The sequence below is a fragment of the Sporosarcina sp. QA0331 genome (assembly GCF_055808055.1).
Genome location: NZ_CM147850.1, coordinates 790,186 through 814,786 on the forward strand (window position 1 = coordinate 790,186; position 24,601 = coordinate 814,786).

Sequence of the window (24,601 nt, forward strand, 5' to 3'; positions counted from 1 at the left end):
ATCTATCAATTTGCTATAGTCAGATTATTGTAGGCTGTTAATCTACAATAAAAATAGGTGAAGGGGATGAGATGTTGAAACGATTTTTAGTTGGATTTTTAGCATTATTCATGGTGTTTGCGACAGCGGTTCCGTTGTCCGCACAAGCGGCACAATCCGTAGAGGCTATACAAGTTGCCGAATCGGTTGAGCTTGATGCCAGCAGGTCGGTATTATCACTGACGGAAATCCGCGATGTGACGATTGAAGCGGATTTTGGGCGGGAGGTCGATTTAGACAAACTGGAACTCCAATTCGGCGGGAAAGCGCTCGATGAATGGAAACAATGGGATGCGGATGTGAAATCGTATTCCGGGGAACCGTTCATCCTCGTGAAAACAGAGCCGCATTATGTCGATGGAACGACGAAGATTGCGGCGGAGCTGGAATTTGGCTTGCCTTTCGGTACAGCCGATTTGTCGCCGCGCGGTATCCGAGTCATTTATAAGGAATTGCTAGGGGACTATGAACTTGCGTTAATAGACTCAGAGAATGAAGTAAAAGCAGCAACGACGGTCAAGTTGAATGTATATGACGAATTCCTTGAATGGGATGAAATCAAGCCTTCCATTGATCAGATTTTTGAAGAGGCTAACGAATTGAATGACCGATATTTGCATTATGAAAGCCCAGGGAAGAGTGTGGAAGGAAAAGATATGCACCTCGTCGTTCTTGCGAAAGATGAAAAAGTGGTGAATAACTATTTGGAAAACACTTTGCCGACTGCGCTTGAAATGCCTGAAGATTTATTAGCGAAGCTGAAAGAGGGAACGATGGGTGATTATCAGATTCCGATCTGGTTCAATAATATCCATCCGGATGAAGTGGAAGGGATTGACTTCCAAACGGAATTATTAAAGAAGTTCGCATTGGAATCTGAAGTGACGTTCAAAAAAACGAATGAAAACGGTATAGATGAAGAAGTTGTATTGAATGTTGACGAAGTGCTTGATAATCTTATTTTCATTTTCAACTTCTCCCATAACCCGGACGGACGTGTCCATAATACACGAGCGAATGTAAACGGGTTTGACTTAAATAGGGACAACGCTTATCAGACGCAAGTTGAGACAATCCAGTTGAATCAAGTGATTGCAAAGTGGACGCCTCTTGCGATGATGGAAGGGCACGGTTATGTGAAAGGGTTCCTCATTGAGCCGGCAACGCCTCCACATAATCCAAACTTCGAATATGACTTATTAATGGAAGGAATGATTCCGCAAGCGCATGCGATGGGGCAGGCGGGAATCGGCAGCTCTGGATTGACATCGTATTTCCTTGCATCCGAAGGGTATAAGGATGGATGGGATGATATGGGCCCATCCTACACGCCGATCTTCTCGATGTTACATGGGACACTCGGCCATACCGTCGAAGTTCCGACACTTAGCCAGGAATCCTATGACGCAATGGTCGGGGCAGGTTTCGGGATGATTGATTATGTGTTTGAGAATAAAGATGATTTGTATGCGCGACAGCTTGAAATTTTCAATAGGGGCATCAAAGGGGAAGATAATCGCGCGGTAGATCCACTATTGACGAACGCGGCTGGCGAATCGATCGGGCGCATTCGAGGTGAGAATGAAAACTTCTTCCCGGATTATTATGTGTTGCCGACCGACTCATGGAATCAAAAGAATGTGTCGGAAGTTTATAATATGGTGGATTATTTAATCCGCAATGGCGTAAAGGTTGAGCGGACGACGGAAGATGTCAAAATTGGACCGACGACGTATCCGAAAGGGGCTTATGTCGTACCGATGAAGCAGGCGAAACGCGGTTTGGCAAACGCGATGCTATACGCAGGCGATGACGTCTCCGACTGGGAAGCGATGTATGATCCGGTCGTTGCCAACTTCCCAGCACTTAGAGGGTTTACGGCTGTCGATGTGCGCATGGGAGAGGAAGACGTTCTTGAAGGGCTGACTGAACAAGTGTCAGAAGCAGCAGTGCCTTCAAGTGAAGTGGATGAAAGAAAAGCGATGCAAGTGCTGAAAAATGTTAATAATGATACGATCCGATTAGTGAATGAACTGCTGAAGGACGGCAAACATGTTGGGATTGTTCAAGAAGACAAATTCGGGTTCAAAGTGGGCGACTTTGTTGTCAGCACGGAAGATGTCGTACCATTTAAGGACGAGTATGTATTTGAAGCGGACGTGTTGCCTGCTTACCAAGCAATCAATACGAAATGGATTGTTGAGCCGAAAGTGGCGAGCAACGGATCCGGCCAATTAGTCTTCTCTTTGAAGGAATTAGGATTCAATTTGACGGAAGAGGAACAAGCTGAGGTCGTCGTTTCCGATACGAATCTGCCAAAGGAGCTCGCAGGCAAAACATTCATCGGTATTGGCAACAGCGTGTTGAAGGCGGTCCATGAGGCAGGATTGCTAGAAGGGTTTGATTACAAGACGACAAAAGGCGGACATGAAGGGCTAATCAAGGCGACAGTCAATGTGGAGCATCCATTGATGGCCGGTTATCGTCAAGATGAACTCTTCTATACGACGAGAGGGTCGTGGATTGCTGCTGTTCCTGAAGGGGCGGAAGTATTGGCAAAAGTGAAAGGCACTGATGATTTCTATGTCGCTGGCTGGTGGCCTGGACATGAAGATGCTAAAGGTCAAACCCTGGCGTTCACCCAGCAATTCGATGATGCGACAATCACACTTTTCGCAAACGACCTCGCGTTCAGAGCACATACGAAGCATTATTACCGCATGCTTGCTAACAGCATTTTCGCATCAGCGGAAGAAGCCCCAGCGCCAAAGCGCGGGATAGATAAAAATTAATAAAAGGATGCTGCCGACGCAGCATCCTTCAGCCTGTTGACAAACGCTCGCATCCGTTGTTGAGGCCTACAGGAAGTAGGTCATGCATCCGTTGCCGCAGGACGCGGCGTCCTTAGGATGCCTTCCCTACTCGCTCGTCCGCTCATGAACTTTAGTTCTATTCGCGTCTTCGGTCGACTTCGCGCGGGCTCGCAGGATGCGAGTCATGCAACCGTCGCCACAGGATGTGGCGCTTTTAGGTTGCCTTCCTTGGCAAGCGTTTTCAATCAGGCTGAGGAAATTCCTGCCCATTGCCACTTGCCTTAAAAAGAGTGTAGACAAAGTCCGAAAACGACTTTGTCTACACTCTGAAGGATGCTGCCAACGCAGCATCCTTTTCCATGTCTCATTCTTCTACGAACTGTACATCTTTCAATTGATAGATTCCGTCAGTACCGATAGAGAAGCCTTTGATTTTATTGCTGACGCCTGTGAGGTATTCCGTATGGATCAAGTATGCCATCGGAGCCTCTTCAATTAACATTTCCTGGACTTTATTGTAGATTTTAATACGCTCATCTGGATCTGATTCGCGGCGGCCATCTTCAAGGAGTTTGTCGACTTCTGGATTATCATAGAATGAACGGTTCCCTGGGTCACCCTTTTGGGATGAGTGGAATAGTGCATACATTCCGTAATCAGCGTCTCCAGTCGGGTTAGACCAGCCAAGGATGAACATGTCGTGTTCACCATTTGCTGTTTTCTCAAGATAAGCTCCGAATTCCATCACTTCGATGCTCACTTCGACATTGACTTTCTTCAATTCATCCTGCAACAGGACTGCGATTTGTTGACGTTGCGGGTTATCATTCGTCCAAATGGAAGATTTGAAGCCGTTTTCATAGCCTGCTTCCTTCAGAAGTTTTTTCGCTTCTTCCACATTGTATTCAATCGGTTTTGCATCTTCGTTATAGCCGAAGATTCCAGGGGCTAGAGGCCCTTTTGCAGGTATCCCGAATCCGTCATATACTCCTTGGCTAATGTCGTCTTTATTGACAAGCATGGAAATTGCTCTACGTACTTTTGGATCATTGAACGGTTCTTTTTCTGTATTGAATCCTAAATATGCAAGGCTGGACGATGCTTTTTGGTTGACCTTGGCGAAGCTGCCGTCGTTGATGCCTGCAACTTCATTCGGTTGGACTGGATCCGCGATATGGACGTATCCTGTTTCAAGGTCTGCGTTCCGGACCGCACTTTCAGGAACGACTTTGAATGTCACAGTGTCCACATGGGCTTTGTCTCCCCAGTAATCTTCGTTTTTGGAGAGCTTGATTTCAGCGCCAGGCTCCCAGCTTTCGAATTTGAAATATCCTGTGCCGACAGGGTTAGTCGCAATGACAGAACCTGCCTTTTCCCCATTTTTCATCGCTTCATAATCCGCATCAATCGATTTTGGGCTCACCATGCTGCCGCCGTTATGTGAAAGGTGGGCGAGCAAAGGAGCGAACGGATATTCCGTTTTGATCTGTACAGTATAGTCGTCTTTTACGATAATGTCAGTGACCATTTCATATAGGAAGTAACGTGGTGATGCGACTTCTGGATCGAGAACCCGCTCCAAGTTCATTTTCACGACTTCCGCATTGAAAGGCTCGCCATCATGGAATGTGACACCTTGGCGGAGAGTAAATTCATAAGTCGTATCATCGATCGCTTCCCATTTTTCCGCAAGACCTTCGACGATTTTATTGTCGTCATCCCTTTTTACAAGTGTTTCATAAATATTCGCTTGTACTACGGAAGACGGTACATCATTGGATCCAGCTGGATCTAATGAAGATGCATCCGATAGAACTGCGAGCACTAAGTCTCCTCCTACAGTTCCTTCCCCTTTGTCTTCGTCAATTTCCTTCCCCGTTTCATTTTCCGAAGAAGATGAACCCCCCCCAGAACATGCAGCAAGAATCATTGAGAAAGCCAAAGCAAGAACAAACAGCCACTTTACATTGCCATTTCTCTTCATGTGTGTTCCCCCCGTTTGTTTTTAACATATTTCAATTTCTGAAGATTTATAGAAATTGTAATAGTTAGTTGCAATATAGCACACAACATGGAAACAGACAATACATTTCAGAATAATTAGCATAATTGAATATTAAAATAAGTTATTAGCATTAACTCACTTAATTGAGCATAAGAAAGGAATGTTAAGGCAAAACGGTTAGCCCGCAATCTTATGATTTTAAAATCAAATTATTTAAAATTAAATGAAAACAATGATAAAAAGCATTCCGCAAAACGTCTATTCGTGATATGCTACTGTCAATATACTGATTTTTCATAGAATACGAATGGGGGAAGGTGTTTACACATGGTTCAACATACACCTGTTGCACAAATCGGACAGAAACGGTCCAGTCCAAGAGTTGAGGCTTATAAAGCTTTTTGGCGCAGGCTTCGCAAAAACAAGGCTGCAGTCGTCGGAGGTGTCCTTGTCATATTTTTCATTTTGACAGGGATATTCGGTCCATTTCTAACATCGATTGATCCAAATACGCCACAAATCGCTAATAAGTTGAAGCCGCCATCGGCAGAGCATTGGTTCGGCACCGACAATTATGGACGGGATATATTCACTCGAATCATCCACGGCATGGGGATTACGATGAAAGTCGGTTTCTTTTCTGTCGCGCTCGGAGGGGTTGTCGGGGTCTTCCTCGGCATCATTTCCGGTTATTATGGAGGAAAGCTTGATACGGTCATCATGCGGATTATGGACATCCTTCTCGCATTCCCGGGAATCCTTCTTGCACTTGCCATCGTTTCAGTGCTTGGTGGAAGCTTGCAGAACGTCATCATCGCGGTGGGGATATTCTCAGTTCCTGCATTCGCAAGGATTGTTCGCGGGTCTACATTAACGGTAAGGAAGCTGGAATATATCGACGCGATTAAAGCGCTAGGGGCAAAGGATGGAAGAATCATTTTCAAACATATTCTGCCTAACGTCCTGTCGCCGATCATCGTCCAGTTGACGCTGCGAATTGCGACAGCTGTTTTGACGGCAAGCGGACTTGCATTCCTTGGGTTAGGTGCAAAGCCACCGACTCCGGAATGGGGGGCGATGCTCAGTGAGGGTAGGGCTTATATGAGGGAGGCGCCCCATCTTGTTTTATTCCCAGGCGTCATGATCGTTATCGTCGTGTTGGCATTCAATATTTTTGGGGACGGGTTGCGGGATGCGCTTGACCCGAAAATGAAAAAATGATGGAGGAGGCACATGTATGTCGAAATTCATTATAAGGCGCCTACTTCAGACGATTCCGGTCTTGCTTGGCGTTTCCATTCTTGTATTTTCAATGATGTATTTGATTCCTGGAGATCCTGCGCAGATCATCGCGGGGGAGGGGGCGTCTCCGAAGACGGTGGAGCAGATCCGGGAGAAGCTGGGTTTAAATGAACCTGCGCCGGTGCAATATTTCAGCTATATGAAGAATGTCGTTCAAGGCGATCTCGGAAACTCGGTTCGTAGCGGTCGTGCTGTTACGGATGAAATTAAGGCGCGTTTTTGGACGACCGTGGAGCTGTCCTTTTATGCGACAATTCTCGCCGTTTTCCTCGGTTTAATTGCGGGTATCATTTCAGCTGTCCGCCATTACACATGGTCGGACATATCCATTATGATTGTCGCTCTTTTTGGGTTGTCTATGCCGAATTTCTGGTTCGGGCTCATGCTCATCCAATGGTTTGCAATCGGTCCGGATTGGATGCCCGACTTTATGAAAATGCGTCCGTCGGGTTGGGGGGATGATTGGCGGCAAATGCTTCTGCCTGTCATTACGCTCGGGACAGGAGGAGCGGCAATTATTGCGCGGATGACGCGTTCATCGATGCTCGAAGTGATTGGGCAGGACTATATCCGTACGGCAAGGGCAAAAGGTATGGGGGAGCGCGTTGTTATTTATCGCCATGCGCTGAAAAACGCTTTAATTCCCGTCATTACGGTTGTCGGCCTTGAGTTTGGCGGTTTTCTCGGCGGAGCCGTTTTGACCGAAACGATTTTTGCAATCAATGGAATGGGACGTTTAACAATAGATGCCATTAGGACACGAGATTTCCCGATTGTCCAAGGAACGGTCCTCGTTATTTCATTCCTGTTCGTCTTTGTAAACTTGCTCGTCGATATATCGTACCGCGTATTGAACAAGCGAATCGATTTGAACTGATACATGTTTGAAAGGGGTGTCCGGAATGAAAACGAAATTACTGGAAGTACGGGATCTTCGCACGTCCTTTTTTACGGATGACGGGGAAGTGAAGGCGGTCGATGGCGTCAGTTTCACCCTTCCAGAAGGGAAGACGCTTGGAATCGTCGGGGAGTCGGGTTCAGGCAAAAGCATTACAGCGCTTTCAATTTTGAAACTTCTAGCGGCGAATGGAAAAATAATTGGGGGAGAAGTCAAATTCAAAGGGGAAGATCTTCTCTCTTTCACGGATAAGAAAATGCGGGATATCCGGGGGAATGCAATTTCAATGATCTTCCAAGAACCGATGACGTCTTTGAATCCGGTGTTCACAGTTGGCCAGCAGATTAGTGAATCACTAATGAAACACCAGAATTTGTCAAAGAAAGCGGCCTATGTGAAATCCATCGAATTGTTGCAACTCGTCGGAATTCCCTCACCGGACAAACGCGTAAAGCAATACCCATACGAATTATCAGGAGGGATGCGTCAGCGTGTCATGATTGCGATGGCGCTTGCATGCAATCCGGAAATTTTGATCGCTGACGAGCCGACGACCGCGCTTGACGTAACGATTCAAGCACAAATATTAAGACTCATCCGTGATTTGCAGAAACGGCTTGGCATGTCTGTCATGATGATTACGCATGACCTTGGCGTCGTTGCGGAAACCTGTGAAGAGGTCGTCGTCATGTACGCGGGACAGGTCGTGGAATATTCGGACGTCGTGACACTTTTCCAAAAGCCGAAGCACCCGTATACGATCGGTTTAATGAATTCATTGCCGAGGCATGATATGGAGCTTGAAAAGCTGGAGTCGATCAGCGGGAATGTGCCGAATCCGAAAGAGATGCCGATAGGATGCAGGTTTGCACCGAGATGTCCAGCTGCGACTGATTTGTGCAGAAATGTCATGCCGGAATTGTTGAAGGATGAGGAAGGGAACGATGTACGCTGCTGGATTTATTCGGAAAAATGGGAAGGCGAATCGGAGGTGATTGTCTATGGCGAAAAAAGAATTGCTCAAAGTCGAGGGGCTGAAACAATATTTTCCGATTAAAGGCGGAATGATGGGACGCACCGTCAATCATGTCAAAGCGGTCGATGATATCAGTTTTACGATTTACGAGGGGGAAACGGTCAGCATCGTTGGAGAGTCCGGCTGTGGCAAATCGACGACGGGTCGCGCCATTCTTAGACTGGAGGAGCCGACGGAGGGCATCGTTACGTTTAACGGGAAGGAATTGACGTCGTTGTCGAAACGGGAAATGAGGAAGCAACGGAAAGATTTGCAAATCATTTTCCAAGATCCGTATGCGTCCATCAATCCGCGCCAAACCGTGTCGGATGTCCTGGATGAAGCGATGGCAATCCAGAAAGTGTTGCCTTCGAAGGAACGAAGAGCGCGCATTATCGAACTGCTTGAGACGGTCGGGTTGAATGAATATCAAGCGGATCGGTACCCACACGAATTTTCCGGCGGTCAGCGGCAACGTATCGGTATTGCCCGGGCATTATCGGTCAATCCAAAGCTCATCATATGCGACGAAGCCGTTTCAGCATTGGATGTTTCCATTCAAGCGCAAGTACTGAACTTGTTGAAAGATCTGCAAAGAGAATTCAAATTGACGTATTTATTCATATCACATGACTTAGGCGTCGTTCGCCATATTTCGGACAGGGTTATCGTTATGTACTTAGGGAAAATCGTAGAAATCGGCGATAAGTATTCGATTTTCGAAAATCCGAAGCATCCTTATACGCAAGCATTGCTTTCCGCCATTCCAGTGCCGGATCCGACACGCGAGAAAAAGCATATCGTCCTGACGGGGGATGTCCCTTCGCCGATCGATCCTCCATCAGGCTGTCGTTTCCATACACGCTGTCCGTTCGCGCAGGAAAAATGCAAAGTGGATATACCTGCATTGCGTACGCATGAATCAATGATCAAAGGCCATAAAGCCGCTTGCCATTTCGTTGAAGAAATTGAAAACGGCGAGTTGAAAGTGAAGGGGTTTGAGGAAGCTGTTTTTTAAACTGAATCGACCTAAAAATTACAAGTAGTTAAACTAAATACTACAAAAGAAGCCCTGTAGAAAGAATTGGCACTGACTATCTTTTTTGAGACAATTAAAAAACACCTTATTATGCAGCCAGTTGTCGGTATTGTACCGGCGATTGGCTGTTTAATTTCGTTTGGATGCGGATATTGTTATAATAAGTAATGTATTCTTCGACAATTTGAATCACATGCGCATTCGTTGTGCGATGGATTCCGTCGAGGTAAAACGTTTCCGACTTTAGCGAGGAGTGGAACGTTTCGATTGGAGAATTATCAGCGGGCGTGCCTTTTCGGGACATGCTCATGGTAATTCTCTTTTCTTTTACTGCCTTTTGATAGGCATATGATGTATAAACCGAACCTTGATCGCTATGCAAAATACAGCCTTCCGGCAAGTCAGGTAATTGATGCAACGTATCCAGCACAAAGGCAGTATCCTGGATGGAACCGATGGTCTGGGCTACAATTTCTCCATTGTAGACATCTAGGATACTTGAAAGATACATCATAGATTGCCCGAAGGGCAAGTACGTAATATCCGTCACTAGCTTTTCCAAGGGTTTAGACGCAGTAAAATCCCTCGCCAACAGATTCGGTGCGACATATGCAGGCTGCCCAGTACGTTTCCGTTTCTTCACTTTTACACGGCACTGCCAACCATGTTTCTGCATGACGCGCTGTACTGTCTTCTCGCAGGCCCCAGGAAACAGTTCCGCAATCTTCCGGTAGCCATATATGAATTTATGCTTCTTACACAATTCCCCAATCTGTCGATTCCGCGCCTCCTTTGGCGTTTCGTTCCCTTCTTGAGCTTTCCAGCGATAATACGATGATCGACCGACGCCCAAGTGTCTGCAGATTTCTCCTATAGTCATATTTCCACTTAATTCTTCCACTAACTGAATCACAACTCTTGGCGCCACTTCCTTTCCAATTCCGCGTACTTTTTTAACACTTCCACCTGTTGTTTCAGATATCGATTTTCAGCCTGCAACCTCGCTGTCTCACTTTCATACCCGGGTCCTTTGCCGAAGGCATATTGCTTGCCGACCGGTTGTGCAAGACGATGCAATTCACCATTCCGATACCATTTCATCCAAGTTTTCAGCTGTGTACGGTTTCGGATATTCAGTTCCTCCATAACTTCTTTTACAGGAACACCCGCTAACCTCATTTGAATCGCCTTTAATTTAACTTCTTCTGGATAACTAACTTTAGTTCCCATAGAAAAAACACCTCCACGTTGATGTATTAAGGTTCAATACCCGTTTTTCAACGTAAGGTGTTTTTATTTGTCTCATATTCTCAGGTCAGTGCGAATTCTTTCTGCGGGGCTTTTTGTCGTTTCAAAAAAGTAGTTTAAGAAAAGTGTAAGAATCCATTTAGAGATATGTAAGAGCAGTTCACTATTATTGGATTGGTGGAAAATAATGTCGAAGGGGATGGATAAGTGACGGTCATCTCAAAATAAATGACGTTTGTCAATGTCGGTGTCACGGGAAAGACTATCAGCTGTAATACAAGTAATAGGAAAGGAGTACCGTATGAAAAAAGTATATGTATTTATGTTAATGCTGTTGCTAATCGGTCAGACGATATTGGGGCCGATTGGGGTGGTGAAAGCTAGTGGATTTGAGGGATCTCCATTATCATTGAAGGAATTGAATGCAATTGATGAAAACGGCGATGCATTCAGTGATAATAATGCATTGCGTGCAGATTCTACTATTCATCTTTTATATGAATGGACTGCAGTATTGCCAGAAGATAAGTTAGAACAAACCGTTCAACTACCAGAAGGATTGATTGGAATTTCCCCAAGTGGACCATTGACTTCAGGAAAATCTACATTCGGTTCCTATGAACTAGCTGGGAATAATTTGTTGATTACGCTTGATGGACAACCTTCGCCAGAAGAACCTAGTACATCAGGTGAAGAACAAAAACCTGATGTGCCAAATGAAGTACCTGACACTTCAGATGAGCACCCCGAAGGCAATCAAGAATCCGAAGGTGATGAACAACCAGAAAGTGATCAGCAACCCGAGATTGATGAGCAACCAGAAAGTGATCAGCAACCCGAGATTGATGAGCAACCAGAAAGTGATCAGCAACCCGAGATTGATGAGCAACCAAAAAGTGATCAGCAACCCGAGATTGATGAGCAACCAGAAAGTGATCAACAACACGAGATTGAAGAACAACCGGAAAGTGATCAACAACCCGAAGTTGTGGTACAACCTGTTAGTAAGGAAGTTTCAGGTACATTTACACTACAAGCGAAGTTGGCTGAGGATGTAAATGAGTTTGTTTTTGGCGGGAAAACATTCACCATTGCGGAAGGATCAGCGGAGGGGAATGGCGAAGGTACAATTACGGAAAACATTCTAACAGACGCCGTTGTCACCGTATTTGAGAACGAGACAAGTAATGCGGAATTGGATTTTATAACACTTGAATCCATCATTAACGTAAAATACTACTGGTCTCTTCCTGAAATGCATGGTTACAAAGGGGGATCGACCTTTAGTTTTACATTGCCGTCAGAATTAAAAGTCCATGACACATTTAGTGAGCCTGTTCAATTTAACGGTCAGGAAATTGGAACGTTTTCGGTAAATTTAGACGGAAATGCTACAATTGTTTTTAATTCATTCATAGAAAAACATTCAAACATCTCCGGTACCTTGGAAGTCGAAACGAAAATTAATGAAACAATGACTATGACAGATGAAAAAATAATCACAATCACTCCGATTGAGGGAGGAGCATCCGTTGATTATCCTTACATCTATCAACACACGGGAAGTACAATTGATAAAAAGGGCGTACCCAATAAAAATTATAACGGTGATATGATTACATGGACAGTAGAGTTCAATAAAGGGCACGATCATATTTCCGGTGCTGTTTTGGAAGATTTACTTCAAGATGGTATGGAATTAGTCCCCGGATCGATTGAATTGTACAAAGTTATTACACAGCTTGATGGAACGTTCATAGATGAAGAAAGAATTATGAATCCCACAATAGGCCAAGTTGAAGGGAAAGACTTCAAAATAGATTTAGAGGATATATCCTCTCCATATCGCCTATCCTATCAAACGAAAATCACAGACCAAGATAAAACAAAATTCGAGAACGAAGCAAAGTTGACGGGCACAGGAATTGAGGATACCACTGCATCAGCGTCTGTGGACATTCAGCGCGGAACATCATTGGATAAAAAATCTGTTAGCTACCATAAAGATACGCAAACTATCACATGGGAAATTTATTATAACTATAATGAAAAAACAATTCCAAAGGATAGCGCTAAGTTGACCGATGAATTTTCGCAAAGTCAGAAGCTTGGTGATATAGAAGTTAAAAAGGTCACCATCAAGGATGATGGAACTGAAGGCGAGTCAGAACCCGTTTCAAATTTCTCCATTGTTGAAAGTGAAAACGGGTTTACGCTACAGTTTGATAGCGACATATCGGAAGCATACAAAATTACCTATCAAACAACCGCTAGTGAACGCGTTTTCAGTGAAATGACCGTAAACAATAAAGTCATCAGCGGTATCGGCGAGGAAAAGGAAGCTAACAGAAAAATAGATCAACATATTCTGTATAAAACAAATTTTGATACTGATTACAAATCAAAAACAACTAAATGGAAAATTGAATTCAATAACGACAGCCACCGCATGGAAAATGTCAAATTGAAAGATGATTTCACTAATAAGGGTCTTACTTTTACACACGGTTCGTTAAAAATCAAAGATAATACAGACCGCGAATTGTTGGAAGATACAGATTATGAACTGAAAATAAATGAAGATGGCAATGGGTTTGTCATTAATTTTAAAAAAGACATCAGTGTCCCGCATGTGATTGAATATGAAACAGCGTTCAACTATGATGCCCGGGAAGATAAAGGGAAGACGTATTTGGAAAACAAGGCTACATTGACATGGGTGGATGAATATGGGTTTGACAAGAACAAAGTTGCAACTACCCCATTCACCCCAGACGAGTACACGCAGGCTAACGGATTTAAAGGCGGTTCCTATGATGCAACTACGAAAGAAATTACTTGGGAAGTTGGCATCAACTATAATCTAAGAACGTTGTCTGGCGTAGCTGTCGTCGATTACATCTTAGATAACCAGCAATTAGTTGAAGGATCGATCAAAGTTTATGAAATCGAACTTTCAGGCGGCGAAAATGGAATCGAAACTGACCGTAAAGAAATCCCATTTGACCCTAAAAACATCGAAAAAATTGAGGATGAAGACGAAAATCCCGGCTTCAAAGTGTCATTAGGAGATATTGAAAACAAAGCATATTTAATTGAATACAAAACAAGTTTAGCCGACCAACAAATCAAATCCACTTACAACAATACAGCCACATTATTTAGTGGAGATGATAAAATAACTGAACTACCAGCTTCAGTGTCCATTACTCATGGCGGTAAGTATGTCCATAAGAGCGGAGAGCAAAATAAAAACGAAGTGAATTGGACTGTAGAAATTAACTATAGCCAATCAAGCATCTCCAATTTTAAATTGGTGGATACTCCGAGTGACAATCAATTCATCAAGGAAGAGTCTTTCAAAATCTATGAAACCGAAGTAGATTGGGGAGGCAATGTAAAGTCGAGTGGAGATGAATTAGATGAGAATACTTATTCCATCGACTTTATTGAAAATGACGACGGTTTAATCACTTCCTTTACACTTTCATTCAATAGAATCGATAAACCTTATATCTTGGAATATCAATCGATCATCCTTGCGAAGCCCGGTGAGAAAATAACAAACGAAATCAAATTTACCGGAGATGAAATTACAGGAGAGACAAAAAGTATCCCATCTGAGATTGTGGTTAAACGAACTACAGGATCTGCAACAGGTGAAGGCTATACTGGAAGTTTAATCGTTACAAAGGTAGATAAAGACGATCCCAAAAAGCTTCTAAAAGGTGCCGAGTTTACCCTGATCGATGAATTGACCGAAGAAGTTGTGGATGTGAAAAAAACGGATGAAAATGGAAAAGTATTATTCTCGAATCTCCTTTATGGTAAATATCAGTTACAGGAAACAGGTGCACCTGCTGGTTATCTCTTAAATGCAGAAAATAAAGAGGAAGTAGTAACAGGGGACAAAGAAGTAACCGTAACCAATGAGAAAGCAAAACAAGCGGTCGAGCTAAAAAAAGTAGATAAAGATGATCTGGAAAAAACGCTATCTGGCGCTGAATTTGATTTATATAAAAAAGGCGTTGGTGAGGATTATGAGTTAGTTAGAGAAGGCTTACCTACCGATGAAAAGGGTATAATCCAGTTGAATGAATTGGAACCTGGAGAGTATCAGTTTGTTGAAACGAAAGCACCTAAAGGCTACGAATTAAATAAGGAGCCGGTAAGCTTCACTATTCACAAGAATAAAGATTCTATTGTGGAAGTTGTTAAGGAAAATGAGCGCTCCAAAGGGAAATTGACAGTGTTGAAAGTAGATGCAGCTGACGATTCCATAATGTTGGGGGGCGCTACGTTCAATCTTGTAAACAATGATGGTGATGTCGTCAGAACAGGTACAACAAATAAAAACGGTGAATTACTTTTCAAGGATCTTCCATATGATGACTATACGCTTATCGAAATTGAAGCACCGAGCGGTTATGTAGTCATGGAAGCTGAGGGTATTAAGGTTACAATCGATGTGGAGTCGAAAAATATCCCTGTCGAAAATAACAAAATCATCCATTCATTCAAACTGACGAAGGTTGATAGCAACAATGCAAATAAGAAGTTGCAAGGGGCAGAGTTTGAACTCCGTAAGAAAAATGCTGATGGAGAATATGAAAAAGTAGAAGTTGACAATCGTCTTGTTTCGGATGCAAATCTTGCTGCAAATGGAAATGTAATTTCCGACAAAAACGGTGAAATCCTCTTCGAAAACATGCAAATCGGGGAGTATCAACTTATTGAAATTAAGGCGCCGACTGGCTATGTGCTTGATAACAAACCGATTGAATTCACCATAGAAGAAAATCAAATTACTGTAAAAGAAAAAACAATGAAAAATCGAAAAAAATCCACGCCGCCAACGGATCCAGAAAAGCCGGTAGATCCACCAACGGATCCAGAAAAGCCAGTAGATCCACCAACGGATCCAGAAAAGCCAGTAGATCCACCAACGGATCCGGAGAAGCCGGTAGATCCGCCAACGGATCCAGAGAAGCCGGTAGATCCGCCAACGGATCCGGAGAAGCCGGTAGATCCACCAACGGATCCCGGGAAGCCAGTAGTTCCTACACCGGAAGATCCGAAGGAAACGGAAGGACCGGGTGAAGCCAATGATCCGGACGAATCAGTACAGCCGGGCGAAAACAGCACGCCAAGTGATACAGACAAGCCCGACAATGACCCAGCGGACAACCATAACGGCAATGTCAACAATGGAACGACAGACGGCCAACCTGATTCTTCCACGACAGGTACAGGAGACGTCGAAAGTGAAGTCGGTTCTAAAGTGGACGGTCAAGACGTGAAGGCTTCTGGAAAGGACACGCTCCCACAAACCGGTGAGCAACATATACTGTACATGATCATCCTAGGATTCGCTTTGATGGTAATGGGCGGGTTTATGGTAGGTCGTCGAAAGACAAATGAATAAGTAAATAAAGAGAGGATGAGAACCTTGAAAAACAAAAAAACGTTAGTGGGAATTTTGTTTTTGCTAACGGGGCTCGTCCTCGTTTCTTTTCCGCTTTATGTGGAGTGGAACCAAACCAAAGAGGTGAAGGCAATGGAACAAGCCTTGTCGCTCATCGCTGAATGGGATGGAGTGGAGTCGGTTCCATTGCAGCAAATTGAACATTTAACGTTGACGCAAGAGCAGTTGGACGATGTCATGGAACTTGAGATTCCCTTCATTCACATGAAACAGCATATTTTGAACGAAACGACAGATGAGAATCTCAACATCGCTCTTACGCAAATCAAACCCGATCAACAGCCAGGTGTAGGGAATTTCACCATCGCTGGCCACCGAGGGTATCGGGATGGACGTCATTTCAGCAATCTTGCCAAAGTGCCGATTGGTGAAAAGATCCATCTTCATGCAGGCGATAAGACGTATGTCTATGAGATTACGAGCAAAGAAGTCATTCAACCGACCTTCGTCGAAGTGCTGGATGATTCGGAAGATAAAAATGAAATCACCTTAATAACTTGTACAGTTTCCGGCAAAGAGCGGGTTGCTGTGAAAGGCGAATTGGTAGAGAGTATGGAGCGGAAATAGGAAAAAACTTAGGTGGGTCATTCCTTGTAAAGGGGATGGCTCATTTTTATTCTCAACTTATCGCCTTTGCTGATTGCTGAGTTGACGTTTTTTAAGAGTCTTATAAGAAAGGACCTATATAATTGCATATACAAAGTATCGCAGCATGAGAAAGGAACTAGCGTATGGGTTTTCGTAATACTTGCATCTTGATTATCTCACTGCTCCTCATTATTGGAGTTGCTTCGAAAGTCACTTCAATGAAAAAGCAGGAAGGGGCGTTTGCAAAAAGTCAGTTGTCTGCTGAACAGTATATTTTGGAACATTTTATGAAGAAGGATGGAAGAATCCAGACGGACCTGCTGGGGCAGAAGGATGTCTATTTGTCCGAAACGGTCGGGTTATGGATGGAATATTTGCTTGCGAAAAATGATGTAAAGCAGTTTGAACGGCAAGTACGTGTTTTGGAAAAATATTTTTTAACGAAGGATTATTTAGTCGCTTGGGAATTAAGGGGAATGGCTTCGGCACCCGCCAATGCCTCCATCGATGATTTGAGGATTATGAATGCGTTATTCGAGGCAGGTAGGAAATGGAATAAGACCGCGTACACCAAGTTGGCTTTACAGATGGGAGAAAGCTTGGGAAATTATCAAATCAATGAGGGTTGGATGGTGGATTATATCGATTTGGAATCGAAGTACCAGGGGACGACCATCACGCTTAGTTATATTATCCCCTCAGCATTTGATTTTCTGAAAGAACACAAGTTCATCGAACAACGGACATATGACGATACAGTCTCTTTGATCTTGGAAATGCCCTATACTTCCGTCGGTTTTTTCCCGAAAACGTATGAAATAAAGACGAATCATTTTTCCTATGACGAAGAAGTGAACTTAATCGACCAATATTACATTGGTTATCACCGGGCACTATGGGGTGGGAACGTAAAGCCCTTACTCGACTTTACAAAAGAGGCATTTTCAAAAGGGAATGGGAAGCTATACGGAAGATACGACTTAAAGACGGGTTCTCCTTTGGTCGATTATGAAGCACCTGCTGTGTATGCGCTAGCGATCTTAATGTGTTTGGAAATAGGAGAGGCGGATATGGCAAGAGCGTTGTTCGCTCAAATGCAGACGTTACAACAGGTGAATGAAACAGAAGAATACTATGGAGGCTATATTGACGTGCCTACTCTCGATACACATACGTTCGACAATTTATTAGCTTTGATTGCGGAGAGGAAAGGAATCGATGAAGAAGTATTTAGATAAGGGCAAGGGAGGCCTTGTCTTACTCGTCCTATTGTTAATAGGCGTTCAGGTTCCAACATATTTTTTATCGCCATATGGCACAGTTGGTTTGTTTCTACTTGGCTTTTTGCTTCTCTTGTTAGCCATCGCCATTAGTAAAGGCCCAGTGACGGCATTATTTTGGTGTTTGCCGTATTTATTTATACTTGGCTCTACTTTGTTTTTTAGTCATCTTTCGAACAATCGATTGCCGATTGCGCCAATCGGTATTCCATTGCCTTTTTTCTTGGCATATGGCTTATTGCTCATCGTTCTCATCGTTTTTGCAGGTAAAGTGCATGAGCAAGTTATGAATCAACAAAAGCAGATTGTTCAGCTGAGCGAAAAGATCCGTCAATTCGTGGCCGTGGATCCGGAAACGGGTTTTGATAATCGTGAACGGATGAAGTTGGAAGTGACTTCTGAAATGAAACGCATTAACCGATACGGCGGCGCATTCGTCCTCCTCTTCCTCCAAGTTGAGCATTATGAAGAGTTCAGGAAACTCTATGGCGAAAAAGAAAGGGAACATGTGCTTTCGTCAATTGCTCAAGTATTGCAGGAAATGTTGAGGATGACAGATCGGAAGTTCCGGTATGATCGCGATTGCATCGCGGTTGAATTAACGAATACGACTGATGAATCCTTGGAAACTATTATCGAAAAGTTACGTGAACGACTTAAAACCCATCAGTTGCTGAACGGAAAGTATATTGATCTTTCATTCCATATCGGATTTGTCTTATATGACAAGAATTCGTTCAATCTGGAATATGAAGAGCTGTTGGAAAAAGTCGAAAGTGAGATGATCACCCATGCAATATAGAAGGTGGATACTGATCGGCTTTCTTCTCCTTCCAAGTTGGGGCGTTATGCCATCTCGATTAGATGCAGCAAGCGACAGCCTAAAACTATTGCTCATTTATGCAGCCGAAGAAGATCGGATAGATGAAAATGTGCACATGATTGACGCTACATTTTCTGCTTTCACAACAGAGCAACTAGTCATTTCCGTACAGGAATTTCAACCTGAACTTCTGGCGGGGAAGGATGCGGTTGTTTTTGTTGGAGATGCAAAGATGGACTTGCCCGAGCCACTCATTAATGCACTGGATCGGTACAAGGGGGATATTATCGCATTCGGACACAACGCGGACCAACTTCGGACATTCAAAGGTTGGGACTATCGGGGAGAGGTTGAATTAAGGTCGCTTGATAATCGCTCGCTTACTAAGTCTATTTCAGCCATGAAAGTTATCCCGCCGCAAGGAAGTGAAATTATCGTAAGTGGCAATAGTTTGAATGAAACGATCCCTTTCATAATCAAAAATGGGCGGCTTTCCTATATAGCAGCAACCTCTTTTGACACGGATGAAAAGATGCAAATATCGAAAGCGGTTTATCCAATATTAGGGATAGATCCGCCTGACGTGCATCCTGCCTATCTTCGATTAGAGGACATTTCACCTGTTTCGGACCATGAGTTAGTTAAAGAGACAGGGGACTATTTGGCGGATCGGGGCATTCCGTTCTATATGGCAGTTATTCCGGTTTATGTGAACAATGAAACGGGCGAACAGATGCGGTTGTCTGCAAATCGAAAGCTTGTTGATGTGCTAAGACATTTACAGGACCGCGGTGGCATCATTATTGCACATGGGTATACGCATTCCTATCGGTACGAGGAAACCGGGGAAGGATTCGAGTTCTGGGACGATCAATTAAATCAAAAAATCACGACGGAGCGTACGGACAAGTTGCCGGCCCCTTTACCTTCCCGCGAGTCCTTTCGTTCGAAAGAAGAGTTTGAATCGTTCATGAGTGAAGTTGACTTGATCGAGAAAAGGTATATCGAACGTAAACATCGGAAAGCGATTGAAGATTTGGTCGACCTCGGCCTAATTCCGCTAGCATTCGAAGCGCCGCATTACACGATGAGTTCGACAGGATACGAGATTACCTCGGATTACTTCACATCGATTTTCGGACAAGTGCAATTAAGTGATGATAATTGGGGAGTGATGGATGCCCCGCTGTTTATTTCAACACCTCAAATCTTATCTGGTATGACACTTTATCCTGAAACGATCGGTTATGCGGATCCGACAATGGCAGACCCTCTTGAAAGTGCAAGGGAGTCTGTTAAACAATTGAAGGAAATTCCTGGCTCAATAGTTGGCGGGTTTTATCATCCGTATTTAGGTCTTGAGTATTTGCCGGAGATGCTGGAGCTCATTTATTCGGTAGGGCAGATTGAATGGTTGGATTTACGTTCAAATGAGCAGATCGTGAAGACGAACAATATACTCATCCATCAACAAGAGAATGGGGTTTTGAAGGTCCAATCTGAAAGGAACTACTGGAATCGGTTCGTTGAATGGTCGAAAGAGCATCCGCTAGAAGGAGCATTATGGCTGATGGTCGTTGTAGTAGCGTTATTCCTAACTGCCTTCTTTATTTATATTGCAAGTTTACGTGTCGGATTGAAAAAACGGCTGTTCAGAGAGAGGGAATCTATTGGCTAATATACTTTTTTACACTGCACTCGTTCTCATCTGGGTCATGCTGTTATACCATATGTTTCTCATGCAAGGCGGCTACCGTCATTTCAAAACGTATGAACGTGTTATACCGAGATGGAAGGAAAATATGACCAATTTGCCGACTGTCAGCATTTTCATCCCAGCACATAATGAAGAGGTCGTTATTGAACAAACTTTGAAGGCGATGTCTAGGCTTTATTACCCAAAAGACAAATTGGAGGTCATTGTCATAAATGATAATTCCTCGGATCGTACGGGAGAAATCGCTGAATCGTTTACGGATAAATTTCCATTCATTAAGGTGATTGAAACGAAGCCGCCGAACAAGGGGATAGGAAAGTCCTCGGCGTTGAATGAAGCGCTGAAGCAAACCTCCAGTGAAGTAATAGTTGTTTACGACGCTGATAATACGCCTGAGCGGATGGCGGTCTGGTATTTGGTTATGGGTTTGTTGAATGATAAAGAAGCCGCAGCTGTCGTTGGGAAGTTCCGTGTCACAAATGCGAAAAACACATGGCTCACTAGATTCATTAATATCGAAACGATCTGCTTTCAATGGATGGCGCAAGGAGGACGCTGGAAATGGTTCAAAGTTGCGACGATACCCGGTACGAACTTTGCGATCCGGCGATCCGTGATGGAGGAATTGGGTGGTTGGGATGTGAAAGCGCTGGCGGAAGATACGGAATTGACGGTGCGCGTCTATAATCTCGGGTATCGAATACGTTTTTTCCCGGCCGCGATTACGTGGGAGCAGGAACCGGAAACACTGAAGGTTTGGTGGCGGCAGAGGACGAGGTGGGCGAGGGGCAATCAATATGTCGTCCTGAAGTTCCTAAGGCAATTTTTTAAGTTGAAACGGAAACGAATCATCTTTGACTTGTTCTATTTCTTTTTCACCTACTTCCTGTTCTTTTTTGGGGTCATCCTTTCGAACGCCCTGTTTATCGTCAACATTTTCTTCGAATTAAATTTATCTATCGGGAATGTGGCGCTTGTCCTTTGGGGGCTTGCCTTACTCCTGTTTTTAGCAGAAGTTATGATTACGCTAAGTATCGAGAAGACGGAGATGAATCGCTCTAATTTCTTCTATGTCATTTTAATGTATTTCACGTATTCACAAATGTGGATCGTTCTAGTCGTCTATTCGTTAGGCTTGGAATTGAAACGGGTCTTTTTGCGGCAGGAAGTTCGCTGGTACAAGACAGAACGATTCGAACAAAAACGGGGAGATGTCCAATGAATAAACGTAATATAAAATTGCTTCTACTTACGATTTGCCTACTAGGCAGCACAATGTTTCTCGGTCGTATAGCGAAGGCGGGATATGAGATCCAGTTGGATGGGTTGTCGATTGCTTCCACCGAAGAGACGCATAAAAATCGTCAAGTTATAACGAATATACCGATCGAGTTGTACGGTCCGGTTGAGGAAAAGACTTTCTTCTACGAAATTCGATCTGATATCGCTCCCGCGGGGAATGAAATTGTCCTGCATTTGAAGCATTCAGAGCTGCTAATCGAACCATCCGCAGTCACTGTCAGTATTGACGAGGAAAATGTCCGCTCCATCTCGTTAAATAGTGAAACACTGGAGAACCGTATTGTCATTGCGCTGACAGGCAATGCCCTCACTAAAGGGTTTCATAGTGTGAAAGTGACATTTAACGGTGTCATTAAAGAAGGGGTTTGTGTCGATCAGGAAACACCAGGGAATTGGCTCACAATCGGTATTGATTCCTCCTTGCAATTGAACGAACAATCATCAGATAGTCCGTCGTTATCGGAGTATCCAGCCTTATTCACCGAAAAGGAAGGACAGCCAGTCGCAATAGTCCTTCCAGATAATCCTTCTTTGCAAACTAGGGGTGCTGGGGCGGCGGTTGGTGCATATCTAACGGGGAAATCTGAAGGCACAAATGGCATACAGATTCTTCGAGAATCAAAAATCGGAACCATTACTGGGAATTTCATCGTTATCGGCACTCCATCTGAATTTACATCTAAAACGATGAACAGCTTATTTGCCAAAGCGGAAGTGAAGGTTCAAAAAGAGGGTCTGTCCCTTTCAAGGCACCGCGTTACTAATCAAGGCGGGACGGTCGAGTCATTAATTATTACGGCACAGTCGCCTGACCAAATTGGGAGCCGCATCGGTATTTTATCGCAAGATCAGTATAGTAAACAATTAGTAGGACAGATGATGAATATTACTTCTATTCCGGAAAATGTAAATGAGAGTGGAACAATCACTTTGAAAAAGTTTGGTATCGGAAATTTGACGTTCGACCGATCCACTAGTAAGAGTGACACATATTTTGGCTATGCACCTCCTCGAATGGATGCGAATCCTGCAATGGAGCTTCGTTTGCGTCGCTCTGATACGCTGAAGTATACATCGCAGGAAATTGAAAGCAATCTTGTTGGCGAAGCGGTCGAGATGGTGATCTATGTAAATAATGTTCCTTATCCAATCGACGTCCGTTCCCTTGGTGAGGAGGAAAATGGAGTCTATTCCGTTCACGTGCCGATTCAAGAGGGGACCATCAAAGCAAATCGTATGATTTCTCTCCAATTTGAAGTGAATGGATTAAAGAGAAAGAACCCTTGTCTCAGCAACAATGAAAATCGTTGGATCTATTTGTCGGAAGACAGTTACTTCACGTTTCAAGAAGGAGAGTCGATGAGTGAAGAAACATTAGCTAGTTATCCGTATCCGTTCAACGATCCTTCCGAACTAACGAAAATCGTCTTACCGGCTGGAAAGAAAGTCGGGGATGATGAATTGATGACGTTATTCGGTTCATTAACCGCTTTCGGAAGAGTGCCTGCCATCGAGTTAGTGGATGGTGACCGATTCGACGGTAAGCAAGCGAGCAATAATCATTTAATTTTTATTGGAGGACCTTCATTCCATCCTTCATTGCGCGAGGTGGAAAAGGATCTTATTGTTGGCATGGAAGAAGGAGCCCCTACTTTCGAATCATTCGGTTTCCTTCCAGAAGCGGTCAAGCAGTTCAGTTGGATGCAAGGAAATCCGTGGAGTGATAAAAAGCATGCCATGATCATTTTCGGTGGGCTAGGAGAAAATACTCCCCTTTTCGACGCTCACTTCATTGAAACGTTAAGCAATTTGGAGGAACCTTCAACTGTTGCCATCCAGACGAAAGAACAACATCTTTATACGAATGCAACACAATTCCAACAAGTGAAGGATGCTGTAAAATCGGTGAAGGCGGAAGAAAAAGTAGATGTTTTGACGAAATGGTGGCTAATCGGTTTCGCGAGCATACTTCTTGTTGCGGTGGTTGTTTATATAATCATGAGGAGAAAAGCACGGAAGAATAACATGGAATTATGAGTTAAGCACATCCTCCCTCGAAAAGTTTAAGAAAACTATAAGAACATACACCTATAGTAATAGATGAGTCAATTACAGAGGTGAGTCTAATGTCTGGAAATTTAATATTTGATAAAAGTACCTTTCTAACTGTTCAACATGTATTTGATCAAACATTTATGATTGTCAAACTTACATGTGAAGCAGAGATTATAGAAGTGAACGAGCTCTTTCTCGAAAAATTTCATTATACAGCGGATGAATTGCTGTTGAGCAATTATTGGGATTTGGTAAATAAGGAGAAAGCCGACTGGCTGGGGATTTGGGATGAAATACAGCAAGGAAAGCAGTGGAACGGAGAAAGCTATTTCGTTACGAAATATGGCGATTTGAAATGGATTGAATCCACGTTCATCCCGGTGACTAACAATGGTGCCGTACAACAAGTGATTATATTGCATGTCGATAAAACCGACCAAAAAAATGCGGAAAAATGGAGAAAGCTTGCCTTTAGGCATGAATTGACGCAGCTGCCGAATCGAAGGAAATTGCTCCTTTCGATAGATGAGCATATTTGTAGAGCGGAGCAAGACGGCACAAAGTTTGCGGTGCTTTTCATGGATGTGAATCAGCTCAAGTTGGTGAATGATAAATATGGCCATACTATCGGGGATTTGCTAATAATCGAGGTTGGGAAGAGGATCTCTCAACTGCCGTTTCTTGCCGAGCGAGTCTTCCATGTGAGTGGGGATGAATTCATTATCCTCCTCGAAGATCCCGATAATCTGGAAAGTGTAATCGAAAGTATTTTAGTTCAATTTGACAAGAATTTCGAATTAGAAGGGCATCATATCAAAGTTAGCGTCAGCATCGGTGCGAGTATTTATCCTGATGATAGTATGAATGCCCGACGATTGATCGAACTAGCAGATGATGCTATGTATGAAGCAAAAGGGAAAGTCGGTAACGCCAATAAACGATATAAAACCAGTTTCTTAGTGAATGAAGGAGATATGAAGTAACCTGGCGAA

General features: G+C 43.6%; 15 protein-coding genes. 13 read left to right on the plus strand and 2 right to left on the minus strand.

The window, feature by feature from the left end; genetic code table 11:
* The first annotated feature begins 74 nt into the window (after positions 1-74).
* A complete protein-coding gene (locus AC0L13_RS03840; protein ID WP_473644149.1) occupies positions 75-2,831 on the plus strand; it encodes a M14 family metallopeptidase in 2,757 nt (918 codons plus the stop codon).
* Between the two features lie 385 nt (positions 2,832-3,216).
* Here AC0L13_RS03840 and AC0L13_RS03845 read toward each other — a convergent pair whose 3' ends face one another.
* Complete coding sequence (locus tag AC0L13_RS03845) at positions 3,217-4,836, minus strand: glutathione ABC transporter substrate-binding protein (protein WP_473644151.1); 1,620 nt, start codon at positions 4,834-4,836, stop codon at positions 3,217-3,219.
* A 348-nt stretch (positions 4,837-5,184) separates the two neighbouring features.
* On the opposite strand from AC0L13_RS03845, the gene nikC reads away from it, so the two are divergent.
* From nikC to AC0L13_RS03865, 4 genes are read left to right on the plus strand one after another with little or no spacing between them, the layout of a single operon-like run.
* Positions 5,185-6,078, plus strand: a complete 894-nt coding sequence (gene nikC, locus AC0L13_RS03850; RefSeq protein WP_473644153.1) for a nickel transporter permease — start codon at positions 5,185-5,187, stop codon at positions 6,076-6,078.
* A 16-nt stretch (positions 6,079-6,094) separates the two neighbouring features.
* Positions 6,095-7,036: an ABC transporter permease gene (locus tag AC0L13_RS03855; protein WP_440500083.1), complete on the plus strand. Its 942-nt coding sequence runs from the start codon at positions 6,095-6,097 to the stop codon at positions 7,034-7,036.
* A 25-nt stretch (positions 7,037-7,061) separates the two neighbouring features.
* Positions 7,062-8,114, plus strand: a complete 1,053-nt coding sequence (locus AC0L13_RS03860) for an ABC transporter ATP-binding protein (protein ID WP_473644155.1) — start codon at positions 7,062-7,064, stop codon at positions 8,112-8,114.
* A complete protein-coding gene (locus AC0L13_RS03865) occupies positions 8,059-9,090 on the plus strand; it encodes an ABC transporter ATP-binding protein (protein WP_473644157.1) in 1,032 nt (343 codons plus the stop codon). Before AC0L13_RS03860 ends, AC0L13_RS03865 begins: the two co-directional genes overlap by 56 nt.
* 109 nt (positions 9,091-9,199) lie before the next feature.
* On the opposite strand, the gene AC0L13_RS03870 is transcribed toward AC0L13_RS03865, so the two are convergent.
* A protein-coding gene (locus tag AC0L13_RS03870; RefSeq protein ID WP_473644159.1) for an IS3 family transposase occupies positions 9,200-10,341 on the minus strand; the annotation gives its coding sequence in 2 pieces (ribosomal slippage) (positions 9,200-10,068 and positions 10,068-10,341; 1,143 coding nt in all).
* Positions 10,342-10,660: 319 nt separating this feature from the next.
* On the opposite strand from AC0L13_RS03870, the gene AC0L13_RS03875 reads away from it, so the two are divergent.
* The 8 genes from AC0L13_RS03875 (at position 10,661) to AC0L13_RS03910 (ending at position 24,592) form a co-directional block, all read left to right on the plus strand.
* Positions 10,661-15,784 carry a collagen binding domain-containing protein gene (locus tag AC0L13_RS03875; protein ID WP_473644162.1) on the plus strand — a complete coding sequence of 1,708 codons (5,124 nt, stop codon included), beginning with the start codon at positions 10,661-10,663 and terminating at the stop codon, positions 15,782-15,784.
* Between the two features lie 15 nt (positions 15,785-15,799).
* Positions 15,800-16,411, plus strand: coding sequence for a class D sortase (locus tag AC0L13_RS03880; RefSeq protein ID WP_473644164.1), 612 nt, complete (start codon positions 15,800-15,802; stop codon positions 16,409-16,411).
* A gap of 164 nt (positions 16,412-16,575) precedes the next feature.
* On the plus strand, positions 16,576-17,670 hold the full coding sequence (locus tag AC0L13_RS03885) for a glycosyl hydrolase family 8 (RefSeq protein WP_473644167.1): 1,095 nt from the start codon (positions 16,576-16,578) through the stop codon (positions 17,668-17,670).
* Positions 17,651-18,514 carry a GGDEF domain-containing protein gene (locus AC0L13_RS03890; RefSeq protein WP_473644169.1) on the plus strand — a complete coding sequence of 288 codons (864 nt, stop codon included), beginning with the start codon at positions 17,651-17,653 and terminating at the stop codon, positions 18,512-18,514. Before AC0L13_RS03885 ends, AC0L13_RS03890 begins: the two co-directional genes overlap by 20 nt.
* A complete protein-coding gene (locus tag AC0L13_RS03895) occupies positions 18,504-20,213 on the plus strand; it encodes a DUF2334 domain-containing protein (protein WP_473644171.1) in 1,710 nt (569 codons plus the stop codon). The genes AC0L13_RS03890 and AC0L13_RS03895 overlap by 11 nt, the downstream gene beginning before the upstream one ends.
* On the plus strand, positions 20,206-21,474 hold the full coding sequence (locus AC0L13_RS03900; protein WP_473644173.1) for a glycosyltransferase family 2 protein: 1,269 nt from the start codon (positions 20,206-20,208) through the stop codon (positions 21,472-21,474). Before AC0L13_RS03895 ends, AC0L13_RS03900 begins: the two co-directional genes overlap by 8 nt.
* The gene (locus tag AC0L13_RS03905; protein WP_473644174.1) at positions 21,471-23,591 is read left to right on the plus strand and encodes a cellulose biosynthesis cyclic di-GMP-binding regulatory protein BcsB; all 2,121 of its coding nucleotides are present in this window, start codon (positions 21,471-21,473) and stop codon (positions 23,589-23,591) included. Before AC0L13_RS03900 ends, AC0L13_RS03905 begins: the two co-directional genes overlap by 4 nt.
* Positions 23,592-23,680: 89 nt before the next feature.
* Positions 23,681-24,592, plus strand: a complete 912-nt coding sequence (locus tag AC0L13_RS03910; RefSeq protein ID WP_473644176.1) for a diguanylate cyclase domain-containing protein — start codon at positions 23,681-23,683, stop codon at positions 24,590-24,592.
* The last annotated feature ends 9 nt before the right edge of the window (positions 24,593-24,601 follow it).